At 57.2% G+C, this 15,634-nt stretch carries 19 protein-coding genes; 8 read left to right on the forward strand and 11 right to left on the reverse strand.

The genetic code is table 11. From position 1 onward, the window contains the following. On the forward strand, positions 1-716 hold a 716-nt coding region (locus AC1HCZ_RS02650), incomplete at its 5' end, for a DNA topoisomerase (protein ID WP_479461999.1). Here AC1HCZ_RS02650 and AC1HCZ_RS02655 read toward each other — a convergent pair. Beyond that, complete coding sequence (locus AC1HCZ_RS02655) at positions 688-951, reverse strand: DNA-binding protein (protein WP_479462000.1); 264 nt, start codon at positions 949-951, stop codon at positions 688-690. The genes AC1HCZ_RS02650 and AC1HCZ_RS02655 overlap by 29 nt on opposite strands. After that, positions 948-1,859, reverse strand: coding sequence for a geranylgeranylglycerol-phosphate geranylgeranyltransferase (locus AC1HCZ_RS02660; RefSeq protein ID WP_479462001.1), 912 nt, complete (start codon positions 1,857-1,859; stop codon positions 948-950). Before AC1HCZ_RS02660 ends, AC1HCZ_RS02655 begins: the two co-directional genes overlap by 4 nt. Positions 1,860-1,917: 58 nt before the next feature. Between AC1HCZ_RS02660 and AC1HCZ_RS02665 the strand changes: the two genes are divergently transcribed. Continuing rightward, the gene (locus tag AC1HCZ_RS02665; RefSeq protein WP_479462002.1) at positions 1,918-2,613 is read left to right on the forward strand and encodes a glucose-6-phosphate isomerase family protein; all 696 of its coding nucleotides are present in this window, start codon (positions 1,918-1,920) and stop codon (positions 2,611-2,613) included. Then, positions 2,597-3,664, forward strand: a complete 1,068-nt coding sequence (locus AC1HCZ_RS02670; RefSeq protein WP_479462003.1) for an NMD3-related protein — start codon at positions 2,597-2,599, stop codon at positions 3,662-3,664. Before AC1HCZ_RS02665 ends, AC1HCZ_RS02670 begins: the two co-directional genes overlap by 17 nt. 49 nt (positions 3,665-3,713) lie before the next feature. Here the strand turns inward: AC1HCZ_RS02670 and hypD are convergent, their stop codons facing one another. Further along, entirely contained in the window at positions 3,714-4,850 is a 1,137-nt protein-coding gene (gene hypD, locus AC1HCZ_RS02675) for a hydrogenase formation protein HypD (RefSeq protein ID WP_479462069.1), read from the reverse strand. A 148-nt stretch (positions 4,851-4,998) separates the two neighbouring features. Between hypD and AC1HCZ_RS02680 the strand changes: the two genes are divergently transcribed. Together AC1HCZ_RS02680 and AC1HCZ_RS02685 are read left to right on the forward strand one after the other, a co-directional pair. Next, on the forward strand, positions 4,999-5,451 hold the full coding sequence (locus tag AC1HCZ_RS02680; protein WP_479462004.1) for an adenine nucleotide alpha hydrolase family protein: 453 nt from the start codon (positions 4,999-5,001) through the stop codon (positions 5,449-5,451). A 29-nt stretch (positions 5,452-5,480) separates the two neighbouring features. Beyond that, positions 5,481-6,284: a hypothetical protein gene (locus AC1HCZ_RS02685; protein ID WP_479462005.1), complete on the forward strand. Its 804-nt coding sequence runs from the start codon at positions 5,481-5,483 to the stop codon at positions 6,282-6,284. Here AC1HCZ_RS02685 and AC1HCZ_RS02690 read toward each other — a convergent pair. After that, a complete protein-coding gene (locus AC1HCZ_RS02690) occupies positions 6,271-7,209 on the reverse strand; it encodes an MBL fold metallo-hydrolase (RefSeq protein WP_479462006.1) in 939 nt (312 codons plus the stop codon). The genes AC1HCZ_RS02685 and AC1HCZ_RS02690 overlap by 14 nt on opposite strands. A gap of 69 nt (positions 7,210-7,278) precedes the next feature. Here AC1HCZ_RS02690 and AC1HCZ_RS02695 point away from each other — a divergent pair, with 69 nt between their 5' ends. After that, positions 7,279-7,701, forward strand: coding sequence for a hypothetical protein (locus AC1HCZ_RS02695; protein WP_479462007.1), 423 nt, complete (start codon positions 7,279-7,281; stop codon positions 7,699-7,701). Beyond that, a complete protein-coding gene (locus AC1HCZ_RS02700) occupies positions 7,686-8,735 on the forward strand; it encodes an MFS transporter (protein WP_479462008.1) in 1,050 nt (349 codons plus the stop codon). The genes AC1HCZ_RS02695 and AC1HCZ_RS02700 overlap by 16 nt, the downstream gene beginning before the upstream one ends. On the opposite strand, the gene AC1HCZ_RS02705 is transcribed toward AC1HCZ_RS02700, so the two are convergent. The 3 genes from AC1HCZ_RS02705 to AC1HCZ_RS02715 are packed head-to-tail and all read right to left on the reverse strand — an operon-like array spanning position 8,686 to position 12,885. After that, on the reverse strand, positions 8,686-10,839 hold the full coding sequence (locus AC1HCZ_RS02705) for a glutamate synthase-related protein (RefSeq protein ID WP_479462009.1): 2,154 nt from the start codon (positions 10,837-10,839) through the stop codon (positions 8,686-8,688). The genes AC1HCZ_RS02700 and AC1HCZ_RS02705 overlap by 50 nt on opposite strands. Beyond that, positions 10,824-11,714 (reverse strand): class II glutamine amidotransferase domain-containing protein, encoded by an 891-nt coding sequence (locus tag AC1HCZ_RS02710; RefSeq protein ID WP_479462010.1) that lies wholly within the window; start codon positions 11,712-11,714, stop codon positions 10,824-10,826. The genes AC1HCZ_RS02705 and AC1HCZ_RS02710 overlap by 16 nt, the downstream gene beginning before the upstream one ends. Before the next feature lie 49 nt (positions 11,715-11,763). Beyond that, positions 11,764-12,885 (reverse strand): pyridoxal phosphate-dependent aminotransferase, encoded by a 1,122-nt coding sequence (locus tag AC1HCZ_RS02715; protein WP_479462011.1) that lies wholly within the window; start codon positions 12,883-12,885, stop codon positions 11,764-11,766. Between the two features lie 57 nt (positions 12,886-12,942). Between AC1HCZ_RS02715 and AC1HCZ_RS02720 the strand changes: the two genes are divergently transcribed. Continuing rightward, a complete protein-coding gene (locus AC1HCZ_RS02720; protein ID WP_479462012.1) occupies positions 12,943-13,494 on the forward strand; it encodes a hypothetical protein in 552 nt (183 codons plus the stop codon). Positions 13,495-13,692: 198 nt separating this feature from the next. Here the strand turns inward: AC1HCZ_RS02720 and AC1HCZ_RS02725 are convergent, their stop codons facing one another. Genes AC1HCZ_RS02725 through cutA form a run of 4 tightly spaced genes read right to left on the reverse strand, consistent with a single transcriptional unit; the run spans position 13,693 to position 15,631 of the window. Beyond that, the gene (locus tag AC1HCZ_RS02725) at positions 13,693-13,935 is read right to left on the reverse strand and encodes a hypothetical protein (RefSeq protein ID WP_479462013.1); all 243 of its coding nucleotides are present in this window, start codon (positions 13,933-13,935) and stop codon (positions 13,693-13,695) included. A gap of 15 nt (positions 13,936-13,950) precedes the next feature. Beyond that, positions 13,951-15,051 (reverse strand): hypothetical protein, encoded by a 1,101-nt coding sequence (locus tag AC1HCZ_RS02730; RefSeq protein WP_479462014.1) that lies wholly within the window; start codon positions 15,049-15,051, stop codon positions 13,951-13,953. Further along, positions 15,048-15,335, reverse strand: a complete 288-nt coding sequence (gene gatC / locus AC1HCZ_RS02735; protein ID WP_479462015.1) for an Asp-tRNA(Asn)/Glu-tRNA(Gln) amidotransferase subunit GatC — start codon at positions 15,333-15,335, stop codon at positions 15,048-15,050. The genes AC1HCZ_RS02730 and gatC overlap by 4 nt, the downstream gene beginning before the upstream one ends. Continuing rightward, a complete protein-coding gene (gene cutA / locus AC1HCZ_RS02740) occupies positions 15,326-15,631 on the reverse strand; it encodes a divalent-cation tolerance protein CutA (protein ID WP_479462070.1) in 306 nt (101 codons plus the stop codon). The genes gatC and cutA overlap by 10 nt, the downstream gene beginning before the upstream one ends. Positions 15,632-15,634 lie beyond the last annotated feature (3 nt).

Consider the following 15,634-nt stretch of genomic DNA (forward strand, 5'->3'; position numbering starts at 1 on the left):
ACGCCGGCATGGCGGTGGCGAGGGAGTGGATAACCTCCAAGTTCGAGGGCCTCTTCGTCCCGAGGAGGTGGGGCGAGGGAGGGGCTCACGAGGCGATCAGGCCTACCAAGCCCCTCAGCGCGGAGGAACTCAAGCTGGACTTCGCCCTCAACGGCATGGGTTTCGAAGCGATCAGACTTTACGACATGATATTCAGGAGGTTTATGGCCAGCCAGATGAAGGAGGCTAAGGTGAAGAAGGTTAAGGTGGTGTACGAAGTCGCGGGCATGACCGTCGAGAGCTGGTGGGTCGCTGAGGTCTTGGAACCCGGCTGGACGGCCGTGTGGAGCGTTAAGACAAAGAGCGTGAAACTAGAGAAGGAAGTAAAGGTGGTATCCTCGGAAGTGAGGAGGTCGTCTCTGGTGCAACTGCCCAAGGTTTTTGAGGTGATAAGGTGGATGAAGGAGCGCGGAGTGGGGAGGCCGAGCACGTACGCGAAGACTGTAGAAAACTTAAGGAGACACGGTTACATTGTGATCACACCGAACAACTACGTGGTTAGCACTAAGAAGGGAGTCTCTGTGGTTGAGTACGTTGAGCGGGCCTTCCCGGAGCTCGCGGAGGCGGAGTACACGCGGAAGCTTGAGGAGGCCATGGAGTTGGCCAGGACCAACTTCTGGGAGGCCGTGAGCGGCACCCTGAGGACCTTCAGAGCCCTTGCGTCACTCGAATCTTGATGTATGCTACGGGCCTCACCCTCCTGCCCTCCTCGCTCCCTATTTCTACATTAATAACCTTCAAAGTCTCCTCTAGCCTCTCCCTCAAGCGGTTGAACACAACTACCGCCTTCGATATGTAACGTCCTCTACCTACTATTTCTACCTCGTCTACGCCGCTGTTGAACGCTACCACTGCGTTTAAGACGTATTCGCTTACGGGTTTGTCCCTCACAACGATGACTTCCTTAGTCAACCCTCTTCTCCCCGCGCGTGAAGCACGTGAGGATAAAAAACGGGTTGAACTAGCCTGTCGACCAAGATCCCCATTAAGCCCAAGAACATTGCGACCTTCATCGCCCTCCTGGGTCCGGCGGCGCACCTCACCAAGTCCTCCGAACGCAAGCACTTGGCCACCGACGCTAGGGAGAGCAGCGCCCCTAGCGTGGTAGAGGCTAGGAAGGCGTAACCCAAGGACAGAAGGGGCGCGGCGAGGTAGGCCAGAGCCAAGGAGGCGCACGTGAGCGCCAGCGCGGCGCGGAGGGCGAACCTAGGCCCTTTGACCACCGCGAGCGTCCTCACGCCGCCCTCTTTGTCCCCTACGTAGTCCTCAACCCCCTTAACTATCTCTCTAGCCAAGGTCAATAAGAATACCATGAATATTATAGGAATTGTGTTCACTACTTCGCCAACCTCGCCGGCCCGCTCGGCGACCGCCAAGGAGCCGTAGAAGAGAGTGGAGGAGGTGGAGAACGAGACTGCCAAGTTCCCCGGCAAGCCGGTCTTCTTGAGCGACTTGGAATAGTAGTACATCAAAACGGCATTGAAGGCCGCGTAGGCCCCGGTTATGGGGCCTACCGCGAAGCCCAAGAGGGCGCCCGAGGCCAGCAACGCCAGCGCGAGCTTCTTGGCCTCTTCGGCCCCCACCCTCCCGCTCGGTATGGGCCTCTCCGGCTTGTTCACCTCATCTATCTCCACGTCGAAGTAGTCGTTTATCGCGTAGCCCCCAGCGGCCACAGCAGCGGCGCTGGCGGAGGCCAAGGCGACGGCGACGTCCAACCGCCCTAGGAGCGCGGCGCCGGCGACCACGCCTAAGACCGTGCCCAAGATGTTATGAGCCCTCACCAGCTCTAAGTAAGCCTTGAACTTCTCCGAAGCCTCCACCCCCGGGCCCCAGGTTAAGGCGCTTAAGACGCGGATTTGAAGGCCCAGGGGACGGACCTTGGAGGCCCTCGCAGACGACTTCGCGAGTACGCAGCTAGGCATGAGAGCTGCCCAAGTGAAGAGGGTGAAAGACCTCAACGGGGTGACCCTCTACCCCGTGGACGGGGAGGAAGTCGTCTACAAGGTGTTCAGAGACGTGGAGCCTGCCCACCAGTACGACTTGAGGGTCGACGTCACGGTCTTGTACTCGGGCCTCCTCCCCGACGGGGAGTTCTACCGGACTCACGGTCACTTCCACCCGGAAAGCCCTTGGGGGAGACCTTGGCCGGAGGTCTACTGCGTCCTCAGGGGGAGGGGGAAGTTCTTGTTCTACGACCTCAACAATGTATACTTAGTTGAACTGAGGGAGGGCGACGTGGTTAAGGTGCCGGAGGGGATGGCCCACGTCCTAATCAACGACTCCGACGAGCCGTTGGTGACTTGCAACTACGTCAGCAAGTCCGTCGTCCCGGACTACGGGCGCGTGAGGGCCTTGGGGGGCCCCGCGGCCTTCCTCACGAGGAGGGGACTGGTTCTGAATAAAAACTACAATGTCAAGGAAATAAAGCTGTGCAAGCCTCTACCCTTGAGTTTGAGTTCGTTGGTGCTAGCCTACGCCTTCAAGCCCTCTGATGAGGAGTGGCTGACGTGCCTTCCTTATAAAGGACGAACGAGGGGAAGGCCGGACGGGCGCAGGAATGGGAAGGAAGCGTAGGAGGTTCTGCGTCAAGTGCGGGACATTGGAGAGTCCGGACAACCCCATAGTGGACGGTTTGTGCTTAAAGTGCATGGTCGAGGAGAAGCCCCTCTTCGAAGTTAAGAACAAGAGGAAGCTCGTCGTCTGTCCGATCTGCTCTTCCTACTTGGTTGAAAACTCTTGGGTCAAGGGCACTGGCGACGTGGAAGAGACCTTGAGGATGTTAGCCTTGAGGGCGATTGAGGAGGGCCTGAGGCCCCTTCCCCCCGCCGAGAGGGCGGAGCTCCTCTCGGCGGAGGTGGTCAAGAGGAGGGGAGGGAGGTACTTCGCCGAAGTGACGGTAGAAGTGACGGTTAAAGGGGCTAAAGTCGTACAGACGTCGAGCGTCCCGCTGGAGGTCGAGAAGAGGCCGTGCCCTAAGTGTTTGATGAAGAGCGGGAAGGACTACGGCGCAGTCTTGCAGATACGCTCCGAGTCGGGGAAGGTAACGCCAGAGGAGCTAAGGGCGGCTGGAGAGCTCTTCGCCAAGGTGGGGAGCGGGGAGGACGTGGTGGAGCTGGTCGACCAGAAGAACGGCTTGGACGTTTTGTTAGTAAATAAAGAGATAGCTAAGAGAGCTGCCCAGCTCATGAGATTCAACATGGGGGCTAAAGTAATAGAGAGCTACAGCGTGGTCGGTATGAGGAGGGACGGGAAGGTGAGGACCAGGCTAACCATAAGCGTTAGGCTACCGAGGGTGAGGGGCGGCGAGGGGCTACTCTTCTTCGGCGAGCCGGCGATATTCGAGGGGTTCAGCAGAGGCAAGTTCTTCTTGTACTTGTTGCACAGCAACAAGGAGCTCAAGCTCCCTACAGACGAGTGGTGGCAGCTGAGGAAGAGCGGGAAGATAAAGTACTTGGACGAGTTATATTTGAAGGTTGGTACGGTCGAGAGCGAAGAACCCCTGAGGGTAAACGTCGGCGGCGAGGTGGTAGACGCTGAGGGGCCCCCGGACTTAGCGAGGGGGGAAGAAGTTTACATAATAGAGTACAAGGGGAAGGTGTACGCCTTGCCCAAAGAGCCCCGATGAAGAGCAGTTCCGCGGCCGAGAGGTGAGGAGCGAAAGGCCAGTCGGAGGGTTACTCTATTCCGGCCAGCTTTGCCAGCTCCTCCACCAGCCCCCCTCCTCCGAACCTGGCCCATATGGAGCAAGTCCCCTCGTCGCTTACCATGCAAGGCCCTATGGGAGTGGTGGGAGTGCAGCGCGTCTTAAAGTAAGGGCAGTCCGTGGGCTTTGCTATTCCCAGGTTTATCTCGGCACACTTGCAGCCGGGCGGGAGCTCCCTCTCCGTCGGCTCGATCTTGATGCCGTATTCGACAGCGGCGTCGTAGTTCTTGTACTTCTCCTTGAAGACCAGCCCGCTCTTCGGCAAAACCCCTATCCCTCTCCAGTAGGCGTCTACAACGTCGAAAACCTCCATCACCTTCTTCCAAGCGACCACGTTCCCCTCCGGCTTCACCACCCTAGAGTACTCGTTCACTAGCTTGGCTTCTCCCTTAACTATTTGCCTCAGTATCTCCGCCACGGCGAGCAAGTAATCATAGGCCTCGAACCCTGCCACCACGGTCGGGAAGCCGAACTCCTCGGGCAAGTACTTCCACGCGTCGGCGCCTATGATGCTCGACACGTGACCGGGAGCTATTATGCCGTCCAACGGTATACCGACGGCCTCGTGAGCCTCTATAGCCCTCTTAAGGCCGGGCGCCGTGAGCAAGTAGGCCGAAAGGACCTTCAAGTTCTCGGGCACTCTGCCGTCGTATATGGGACCGGCCACGGTGACCACGGTGGTCTCGAATCCCACCCCGAAGAACACCGCCTCCTTACCGTACTCCCTAGCGTCCTTGATTGCGTCCAAGAAACCGTAAACGACCTTGACGTCACCTCCCCTCGCCTTGGCGACCGCCAAGGAGCCCTTAGTTCCCGGGAGCTTGTACACGTCCCCGTAGGCGTAGACCCTGACCCCGCTCAGCGAGAGGTCTATGAGCGCGTCCACTGCCGCCGCGGGGGTCACGCAGACGGGACACCCGGGGCCGGCCACGATCTCCACTTCCGGAGGCATCAAGAACCTCAGGCCGTTGTGGGTGACCGTGTGCTCGTGGGTGCCGCAGACGTGCATAATCTTTATAATATCTTTGTTTTTCTTCTTAACGGCTTCCTTGGCCAAACCCCTTATCGCCTCGACAGTCTTCTGTATAAGCTCTTGGGGGATCGCCATGAGGTACACTCGGGGGGCTGACGCCGACGAAGGAATTTTATTGTTTTCTGGCGGCATCGACAGTTTTTACCTCTTACAACTTCTGAAACCCAAAAGAGTAGCTCACTTTATAGTAAACTTCCGACAGACGCTGCTCGCACTGAGAGCCTTGAGCGCACTCGACCCGGAGGTTGTGCTCTACGACCACAGGCCGTTCCTGAGGGCGGTGAAGGCCGAGCTCGCGAAGTACGGCATGGAAAAGTACCTGTGTTTAGCGTGTAAGAGGGGGATGGTGTTGAGGGCCTCCCAACACGGAGTCCCGATAATGGGGGACTCTCTGGGGCAAGTGGCCTCCCAGACCCTCTACAACGCGGCGTTCGTGTCGGAGGGCGTGAGGGTCCTAAGGCCTCTGTTCGGGTCGGACAAGGAGGACTTGGACGTCGAACACCCCTTGGCGCTCGCGGGGAGCGCGACGCGGTGTCCCTTCAAGCCCGAGCCCGTGGCGACCAAGCCCCCGAGGGGCTCTAAGGCTCGCGCGCTAGAGTTCATAATCAGGAAAAACCTTCACCGCTCCAGGAGGGTCGCTATGAGGAGGGCTTCCGAACTAACCGCCCTGGGATGAGGAGACACGAGCGTGCCGAGGTGATTGAGTTGAAGCACTTGTTCGGAATAGTTAGGGGGTTGGAGCTCACGGAGCTGCTGAAGCTAGTCGACGAGGTCCGGGTGATCCCCCTGGAAGAAGACGAACCGGTCATGGTCATATTGAGCAAGGAAAACGTAGACGAGGTGGACCGAGACGCCTTGTACTTGGTCTTGATAAAGGCTGAAAAACTGTCCAAGATTTTGTCTATTAAGGTCGCTAAAGAGGAATCGGGCCAGCCGAAGAAATCAGAGGAGACCAAGAAGGAACTGATAGATGAAGTATTTGAAAAGATAAAGTGGAACTTGTCGGAAATTTCAAAGAACACGCCATTCGACATAATTGACTTTGTGAAGGAAAAGGACGAGGACACCGGACTCTGGATGTTCAAGTTTAGATTGGAGAAAAAGAAGGTCATCTCGATATCCATACACGGAGCAGCAAAAATGTTGTGGCAGTACGTTATGAAAGTGCTGAGAGAGGAGAAGTATCCTCACCCCATAATATTGGCAATAAGTATGGAAGGGAAGGTAATATTCATGATCGCCGACATAGTGCTCGACGAGATGATAAGAGCCGTTACCACGTCCGTAGGCCTGGTCTTGAAGGACTATATAGTCTTGCTTGATATGGCTAACGAAATGGTTGACGTGATAGTTCTAGCCGAGAAGTCCCCGGACGCCAAGGTTGGGCTGTTCAGCGGGTATAAGGTATCCGAGGAGATAGCTAAAGTTGTTAAGGAGCGGACTATGAGGAAGCTGAAAGTTAGGGTGAAATTGAAGGTGGGGCTGTTCGACTACGTCAAGATACTCTAACCACGTACTTGTATATTCCATTAATGCTCATCCTTACCGAGTTCTTCAACAAGCTGCTCTTCTCTAGCTCGTCCTCCAGAGTTTCCAACAAGGGGTCGGCGACCTTCAAGTACTTCAAGTAACACCACACGTCCTCCCCGCACTCGCCCCTCCTAACCATTATAGTGTGCAGCCACGTCCTCAACTGCTCCACCTCGCCCGTCATTTGGGTCAACACGTTGTCCTTCCCTACCACGAAGCCTCTGTGAGTGTAGGCCGCAGCCCGGGGCTCCAACTCTATCAACTTATTTATGGAGTCTATTGTCATGTTTATTATGGTCCTGTGAGGAGTGGTCGGGGTGTAGGCGCCCTTCCAAGTGGTGACCTCTCCCAAAGCGTCGCCGGGGAAGAGGACTCCGTTGACGAGGAAGGCTTGGTGGTGGGGCGCGTGGCCGGGGGTGAACACCACCGTCGCCTCGACCTCGCCGACCCTCAAGGTCCCTTCCGCTGTCGCCACGAGTCGGCCCTCCTCCGCCGGGGAGGCCGGGCCGTAGGCCTCAAAGACTTCCTCCCCTAGCGCTTCGGCCGCCGCCTCGTTGAGGCGGCTCGGGTTTACTAAGTGCTTTAGCCCCTTGGGGTGGACGTAGGCCTTACAGTTGCACTCTCTCAAGACATCTCCTAAGGCTCCGGCGTGGTCCAAGTGGATGTGCGTGAGGAACACGGCGTCCAACTCTTTTAATGAGAACCCCTTCGAGCGCAACGAGTCTTTAAGTACCTCTAAGGCTCTTCTGGGACCGGTCTCCACCAGAACCCTCGAGTCGGGTCCCACTATTAAGTAGGACTTTATGTAGTTCTCCCTCTTGCTGACCGGGTCGGCGTCCAACTTCAGTACTTCCAGCCCCTCGGCTCTCACCTTTTCGGCGTCTGTGTTGGGAAGTGCGTACAAAGCAGAACCCCGGCGGGCGGCGACGAGGCGTTGAAAGATTTTGGGCGACCGCTCCCGGGAGGGGCGCGCGTGATAGAGATATACAGCGTCGCCTTGCTGGAGGGAAAGGAAGTAATTCACTGCGACCTAATTTACGACCGCGGTACCCTTAGGCTGGAGAGGCTCGCTTCCAAAGGGCTGGGGAGGTCCCGGAGGGGACTTTCCAAGTCGTTGGACCTCTTCTTGTATAAGATTGAGAAGGAGAGGACGAAGAGGGAAGGTTTAAAGAAAACGATACTCGAAGTGGGCCTCGAGGACGTAAAGTGCTGGAGGGTGGAAGAGCATACACGGAAGGGGTTGGGGAGGGAGTACGAGAACAGCGTCCTATTCATATTAAAGCTTAAGGACGGGAGGACTCTAAGGATGTTGGTCTCTAAGAAAGCTTACAACGTGTTGGAGCAATTGGTGAAAAAGTTGAAGAGGGTCGAGGTGGAGAGGTGCAAGAGGGTTTGAGGAAAAAGCTCCTCCTCTTGGGAATAGCCTTGCTCTCCTTGGGCTACGGCTACTACACCACCGCCGCCAGGGTGAGCGGCGGCGTGGAGGAGGCCAGCGCGGTGGCAGTCGCGGAGCTCGCTTCTGCCGCCTCTGCGACGCTCTTCGGGTGGCTGGCCGACAAGAAGGGCATGAGGAAGGCGAGTCTCGTGGCTCCGCTGGCGGGCCCCTTGAGCGCCTTAGGCCTCGACCCACTTTCGGTTTTCCTAACTTTGAGCTTCTTCTACTCGGCCTTCGTGGTAGCTCTGTTGGCCGCCAACGAGGCGGGGCCGGAGGAGCTGGGCGCCTCCGTGGGGACGCTCTCCTTGGGCTGGGGGGCCGGGGTGGCGCTGGTGCCCTACCTCCGGGGCCCCTACGTCGCGCTCGCCTCCTTCTCCGCGGGCGCCTTGGCGGTCATAGCCGCCGTCCCGGACGTCCCGGGAAGGACCGACTTCCTGGCGGCAGTCCCCAAGCTCAAGAAGCTCATCCCCCCTCTGGCGGCCTTCATGGGCGCAGAGTACCTCTCCTACGCGCTGACCGCGTGGAGGTTCTACGAGCTCGCCGACCCGGCAACCTTCGTGTTGTCCTACGCCGTAGGCCCCGGGGCGTCGGCCTTCTTTGGAGGGTTAGCAGCGGGGAGGGCGCTTGAGAGGTTCGGCCCGGAGAGGGTGCTCCTCGCTTCACTCTACGCTTACCCGTTCGTAGTCGCCTTGGCCCTGCTCGCTCCCCCGCCGGCGTGTTTCTTGGCGTGGAGCATTCCGGTGTACCCCTTCTACGAGGCCGGCCTAGTGGCTACCGTGACCGAGTTCGTTCCAGAAGCTAAGGGAGCTTCTTTGGGGCTGACGTACACTACCATGGCGTTGTCATCGTTCTTAATGAGCCCTTTGACTAAGCTCAAGGATGTGAGGGTTATCGCCGTTACGTCCATTATATTAATGTTGATTTCCACAACTGTAATAAAGAGTGTTATCTGTCCTCCCTCAAGAGCTCGGAGGCAGGCCTCTCCACGCCCATGAGCCTCACTCCGGTGAGCAACGAGGCCTCGAACGTTAATGCCCTTAAATCCTCCTTCTCCAAGTTGCTTAGCTTACTCTTGCCTGCCAACTGGGCGAACATACACATCTCTTCTATGAAGGCCCTCAAGTAGTTCTCTATTCTTTTAGCCGCGAGCTCCACGTTTATCCTCCTCCTGAGCTCCGGCCTCTGGGTGGCTATGCCGTAGGGGCACTTGCCGTTGTGGCACGTCCCGCAGTAGGTACATCCTATAGGAACTAAGGTGGAAGATGCCACCATGACTGCGTCCGCTCCCAAGGCGAGCACCTTGGCGGCGTCAGCGCCGGTCTTGATGCCTCCCCCGACAACCAAGCTCACCTCGTCCCTCATGCCTATCTCCTTCAACGCCCTGTGGGCCTCCACGGTGGCAGCCATGGTGGCGTAGCCCGTGTGCTCGGTCACTATGTAGGGGGTGGCCCCGGTCCCGGAAGGCTTCCCGTCTATCACTATTATGTCAGCCCCGGCCTTGGCAGCTATCTTTACGTCGTCCGCCACCCTGCCCGCCGCGTACTTGACTATGATTGGTACCTTCCAGTCAGTTATTTCCCTCAGTTGCTCTATCTTCATCTTTAAGTCCTCGGGGCCCACTATGTCTAAGTGTCTTGCCGGGCTTATGGCGTCGGCCCCGACCGGTATGCCCCTCATCCTCGCTATGTCCTCGGTCACCTTCTCTCCTAACAAGAGCCCGCCCATACCCGGCTTTGCTCCTTGGCCTATCTTGATCTCGACCGCGTCCCCGGCCCTCAAGTAGCTGGCCGAGACGCCGAACCTCCCGGAGGCGTACTGAACTATGAGGACGGAGGCGTACTTCCTCTCCTCCGGGAGCATCCCGCCTTCCCCGGTGTTCGCCGCTATCCCCAGCCTACCGGCTGCTTTGGCCAAGGCTACCTTTACCTCTTTGCTCACGGAGCCGAAGCTCATCGCCCCTATCAGTATTGGGGCCTTCAACTTCAAGGGCCTCTCGGCGAAGCGGTCTCCAAGGACCACCTCGGTGTCGCAAGGCTCACGGTAGCTGTCTATGGGCGGCCTGGAGGTCTGGCCGGGGATGAAGGTGAGCTGGTCCAGCGAGGGGAAGTACTTGTTCTCCGCCCCCATTCCTACCACGGGAGGGTGGCCCAAGGAGGCCATCTTCCTTATGTAGTTAAACGTACTCGCGTCTATCCTGGCCCTATTGGTGTAGCTCTCCGCGACCCTCTCCACCTTGACTGCGTCCGTGGGGCAGTAGTTCACGCAAGCGTAACAGCCTATACAGTCCGCTTCCCTCGCGGCCACCGGCTTGTAGCCCTTCATCTTAATCACGCTCTCTGGGCAGACCATGGCACACGTGCCGCAGCCTATACAGATATCGTACTTGAACTCTACCCTATACTTCGGCACCAAGTTCTTCATCGCGGGGACTCCGCCGGAAGCCTTGTAAACTGGCCTCAAGCTCTTCGGAGTGATCAAGTAGAAGCTGTCCTTTGTGGGGAGGCCATACTTCCTCAAGAGCTCGTTTATCCTTTCCACCTCTTCCGGAGGCGCCTCCTCTATCTTGGCGTTCTTGCCCAAGCTCTTCGGGGAACCCCCTACGAATATTTTCCCCCTTATTATCATCTCCCCGGCGTAGTCGCTTATGTCCCCCAAGACGACCATTTCGCCACCCATCATGTAGAGGCCGGTCATCAGGCCGGCGTCGCCGGCCACCAACACTCTCCCTCCCTTCATCAGCGCCCCCGAGCGGTCGCCCACGTCGCCCTTGACGACGACCGTGCCGCCGTACATGTACTGCCCGGCCCCGTTGCCCGCGTGCCCCTCGATTACGATCTCCCCCATGGTCATGTTATCTCCGGCGTACCAGCCGGCGTTGCCCAAGAGCAACAGCTTGGGTCCGTGTATCATGGTCCCTAAGAAGTAGCCCGCGCTCCCCTCGACCACTACCTCCACGTCCGCCGTCAGCCCGGCAGCTATGTAGTGCTTAGCGTTGGGGTTCCTGATTACGATCCTCTTGAATTGTTTTGAATACTCTCTCAGCTTCTTGTTTATCTCCCTCGGGGTCAGTGCGGAAGCGTCTATTACTGCCTCGTCCATACTCTCACCTCTCCCGGCCTCATGTAGTATATCTTGGACTCGGGTAAGATTTTCCTAATAGCCACCTCCTCCGAGGCGGCCGCGAGCACCCCGTCGCCCTCAGCCACCACTAAAGGCCTTAACCCCAGCCTGTCCCGGGCCATGCCTATGCCTTCCGGCATCGAAAGCAAGAAGGCGAACGGGCCGTCTAAGTCGTTTACAACTGACTTCAAGGCTTCCTCAAGCTCGTACCCCTTCCTTAACTTGTTCACTATGTAATGTATTATCAATTCAGAGTCGTTACTTGTCTGGAAGACGTGCCCCTCTAGTTCCAACAGCTCTCTCATCTTCCAGTAGTTGGTTATCTGGCCGTTGTGAACTATAGCTATGTCTGGGAACTCGGGGGTCTGGAAGGGGTGGGCGTGGACCGCGTCCACCGCGCTCTCAGTGGAGAACCTCACGTGCCCTATCCCGTGCGTGCCGAGCTGGTCCTTGAAGCCGAACACCCTGTTAACGTCATCAACCAAGCCCACGTCCTTAGAGATGGCCGAGTACTTCCCTAAGGAGAGTATGGGGTACTTTAACTTCCTTATTGCATCCCTTATTTCCTCTAGCTTTACAGACTTGGGTACAGTGAACTCAATCAAGTAAGTCCCGTCATTCAGCTTTTTGGGCTTCTCGTACCTGCTTACGTTTAGTCTATACTTTATCTTGCTCAGCGCCTCCTCCCCGTCTTCGGCGACCACGCGCACGAGCCAGTCGCCGGGCTTGTCGTCGTAAACTATGACCCCGGCCGAGTCCATCCCCCTGTGCTGCAAGCTCTTGAGCATCTCGTAAAGTTGCTCGCCGACATCCCTCTTGCCTTCGCTGAACATTATACCGGCGATGCCACACAAAGGGCCTGCTCCCGCCGTCCCACAACCGAGCCTCTTTAACCTCTCCTATTTAGCTCTCGAGAAGTTCTTCGATCGCTTGGAGGCCCAGCCTTAACTCCTCTAATGGGGCCGAGAAGCTCAGCCTCAAGCTCCGCTTGCCGAAGGTCTCTGAGAAGACTGTCCCCGGGACCGTTATCACGCCCCTCCTCGCGAGCTCCAGAGCGAGCTCCTCCGAGTCCTTGGGGAACTCCGGGAAGGCGTAGAACGTGCCCTCCCCGACCCCCGGGAAGGAGGATATCTTCTTGAGGGCCCTCAAGAGGAATTCCCTTCTCTTGGAGTAATCCTCGACCATGTTCTTTATATGGTGTTCGAGGTCGTTCTTGTAGTTCTTTAAGTACTCCGCCAAGGCGGCTTGCTCCCACTTGCAGGCGCAGCCGTAGACGTTCGAGGCGGCGGCCGCGAGCCTCTCGACGATTTCCTCCCTCGCCACCACCGCGCCCAGTCTCCAGCCCGGCACACACAACACCTTGCTAAAGCTATAAATGAAAATTGCTGCGTCCCTCCACCTTTCGTGCTCCAATACGCTGACGTGTCTCCTCGCGTACACAAATACGTCATAAACTTCGTCCGAGACTATCAAGGCCCCTCCCCGGAGGGCCTCGTCCACGTACTCGAGGGCCCTCTCCCCTAGGACTGCGCCCGTTGGGTTGGAGGGCGAGTTGAGTACCACCACTTCATTCCGGAGCTCCACTTCCGGGAAGGCGTAAGAGTTCTCGTCCCTAAGCATCTTAACCTTCCTTACATTTACACCAAACGTCTTTAACACGGGTTCGTAGCTGTAGTAGGTTGGGTCGAAGAGCAAAGAGGATGAGTAGCGGGTGGACGCGTAACCCAACGCTAAGAACAAGGCCGCCTTCCCCGAAGGAGTTATCATTACCTCCTTCGGGGAGATGTCGAGGCCGTAGCGCCCCGACAACCACTCAGCCACGGCCTCCCTGGCCTCCGGGAGGCCGGCGGGAGGGGAGTAGCTGGGCTTGAGGCGGAAGGCCTCTTGGAGGAGTTCCACCAGCTTCTCGGGGGGCTTCTTGTCGGGCTCCCCCAGGCCTAGGTTGGCCTTTATCTCTTTGGCTATTGACTTAGCCTTAGAGACGAACTTCAATGTCGACTCAGCCGTGAGGTCTTCGAATGACAACTCGCTGCCCGAGCGACTTTTAGCGGGGAGGACTTAACTTTTCGGGAAACGTAAGCCATGAAGGCGCGTAGGAGGCTCTACGAAGTCGGCGAGGTCGAGGTAGAGGGAGTCAAGCTGCCCGTGCTGGTGTTGAAAAAGAGCGAAGTAATTGAGGTTAATTTGAAGAAAAAGGATTCGACCGACGCACTCACTGCGGCGCTTATGAAGGACCTAATAGAGTTAGAAGAGAAAGGTCTCAAAGACGTTTATGTGGAATACGTCGTCACCAGCGGGAAGCTCGAGGTGAGGGTAGGGGGAGGGAAGGGCCTCAAGGGGGAGCTCAGCAAGTGGCCCGCCAAGCTCAAGAGGGTCGCCGTATTGAAGGAGAATCCAAAAGAAGTTAACTTAAACTCGTTAAAATGGTACGACATCTCCGAAGAGACGTACGTCTACGAGGGGAAGCCTAGGGGGCAGTACAAGGCCATCTTGCTGGACACCGAGGACGGGACCTATTTGATCCTATCCGACGAAGCACTGGAAGCAGAGGTAAAGGAGTGGGAGTTCGAGGAGGAAGGAGCCGAGAAGGGGGAAGAGGATCAGCGGTTCGGACAGCGGGGCCCCCGAGGTTAGGCCCAATAGTGCGGCAGAGTTGAATACTGCTACAATCAAGGTGAGGGTCGCGACCACGAAAGCACAACGGCTCTTGTAACCCATCCCGTAAACCAGGTTGTATATGAGCGAGGTAACCCCCCTGTACCAGAACGCTTGGGCCGTTAGGTAGGCGGAAAAAGCGAACAGCCAGTCCGGAACTGCGAGCAAGGCCAACCTTCACACCAGCGGGCTGACTATCCTGGTAACTATATACAAGAACAATGCCAATATGAACATTGCTATTACAACGTACATTATTGTGGCCGGAACTATGTATTCGGGGGTGTAGTTGGCTATTGTGTTCTGTATTAGGTTTTGTAGGGGGGTGAGGATACCTTGGGTGGCAAGCGTCTGGTAGGGGTTTATCACGTCGCCCGGGTTGGCCACTACTATGTAGTCTTGGAGATGAACGTTCAGCACTCCGAGCCCCCTCGCCTAGCCACGCATCAAGTATATTAGGTCTTCCCTTATCTCGTCAACGCCCACGCCGAGCTTAACTCCAATAATCTTTATGTACTCCATCAGTTGGTCCCCCCTCAAGGTGCTTAGGCCGTGCGCCAAGGCCAGCCAGACGTTGTAAGTGCTCCCTGAGCCAGCTATTAATGTCCCCAAGTTCCGGGGCCTCTCCCACCTCTCCTCCCTGTACTTGGAGAGGCACAAAGGCCTCCCGGAGAACTCCTCCACCAACACCTTCCAACGCCCGTAGCCGGCCCACCACGCCACGGGGGCCCGAGAGAAGCACAAGTCCTCTGGCAGCTTCACGTCCGGCTCCTCTCCTACGTAGAGCTTGTAGTTCTCCAGCGCCATCTCCAATACAGTCTTCCACCTCCGAGGCAAGAGTAGGTTCCTCGCCCCCTCCGGGAGGCCCAAGGCTAAGCCGAAGCTGACCCCTTCCCCCTTTAATGACTCCACGTCGGGCATTATAGGCTTCTTGATCAATTCTCTCAACTCCTTCGTAGTCAGTTTTCCTCTGATGTACTTCTCGAATACCTTTCCCCCGTGGGACTTCACCTCTATGTACTCTCTGAACGTCTTAACCATTGGGTGTTTGGAAACGAAGGTCACGTTCTCTCTCTTCGCCAACTCTTGCCAGTAGTACAGCGCTTCCAAGGTCTTCGGTAAGGCGACTATTTCGGAGAGCTTCGCCGTTCCCCTCGCTACCCTTACCACCCTGGCAATCCACTTGACCAGCTCGGTGTAAGCGGAACCGTCTACAAAGGTGGTGTAAGGCGACCTCAAAGCCAGCTTGAGCTCCAGCGAGCTCCTAGTAGCTTCCAAGGCCGCTGAGCTTTCCCACCGTATGGAGCTCACTTCCATGTCTCTGTCTAGGTAGCCCTCTCCCACTGCTACCGCCCTAGCTATGAGGAAGTTGGCGCCGCCCAGCCTGGCCCCTCCGCTTCCTCCGTCTACTCCTACAGCCCTCCCGTCCTCCGCCTCTGGCAGCTCGGAAAGCGGTAAGGGCTCAGAGGGCTCGTCCCTCAGAGGTCTGAGTTCCTCTACCTTTTTGAAGAAAATATCTATGAAGATGTCTGTCATGGTCTCGGAGCCTTTACGAACTTCTTGCCCCCTTCCTCCTCTACCCTCGGCACCGCGTACGTCCAGGAGTCTCCCAAGGTCTCTCCCGGCTCGTCCGGCCTGGTGGCGTTGTGGACTTCCGAGGGCGTGTACATTGGTTCAACGTCGTCTAGTTCTAAGTCTAACAGTTTCGAGAGAAGTTCGGCCATTTCGTCCAAGTCCCTCTGGAGCTTCTGGAGTTCCTCTTCCGTCAACTTGAGCTTTGCCAGCTCGGCCCCCTTGCGGGCGTCGAACCTCAGCCGCAAACCTCCTCAGCCCACTTGGAGTACTCCGGGAGGACGTAATTAGCCTCAAACGCAATTATCTCCGGGACCTCGTAGGGGTGGAGCTCTTTCAGCCTCTTCACCGCCGCCTCGAAGGTCTTCTTCGGAGCCTTCAGCACCACTACGACTTCCTCGTCCTCTTCCAGCTTGCCCTCCCACACGTAGAAACTCCTCACCTTTTGGGCAACCCAAGCGCACGCGACAAGCCTCTCCTCTACCAAGGTTTTGGCCGCCCTTCTGGCGTCATCCTCGCTTCCGAAGGTGGTTAAAATTACCATCAA

Source organism: Ignicoccus sp., assembly GCF_056435145.1.

Bases quoted from the DNA above. Each gene is read 5' to 3' on its own strand.
- cutA (WP_479462070.1), bottom strand. From the start codon at position 15,631: ATGGTAATTTTAACCACCTTCGGAAGCGAGGATGACGCCAGAAGGGCG.
- AC1HCZ_RS02705 (WP_479462009.1), bottom strand. From the start codon at position 10,839: ATGGACGAGGCAGTAATAGACGCTTCCGCACTGACCCCGAGGGAGATA.
- AC1HCZ_RS02730 (WP_479462014.1), bottom strand. From the start codon at position 15,051: ATGACAGACATCTTCATAGATATTTTCTTCAAAAAGGTAGAGGAACTC.
- AC1HCZ_RS02670 (WP_479462003.1), top strand. From the start codon at position 2,597: ATGGGAAGGAAGCGTAGGAGGTTCTGCGTCAAGTGCGGGACATTGGAG.
- AC1HCZ_RS02720 (WP_479462012.1), top strand. From the start codon at position 12,943: ATGAAGGCGCGTAGGAGGCTCTACGAAGTCGGCGAGGTCGAGGTAGAG.
- hypD (WP_479462069.1), bottom strand. From the start codon at position 4,850: ATGGCGATCCCCCAAGAGCTTATACAGAAGACTGTCGAGGCGATAAGG.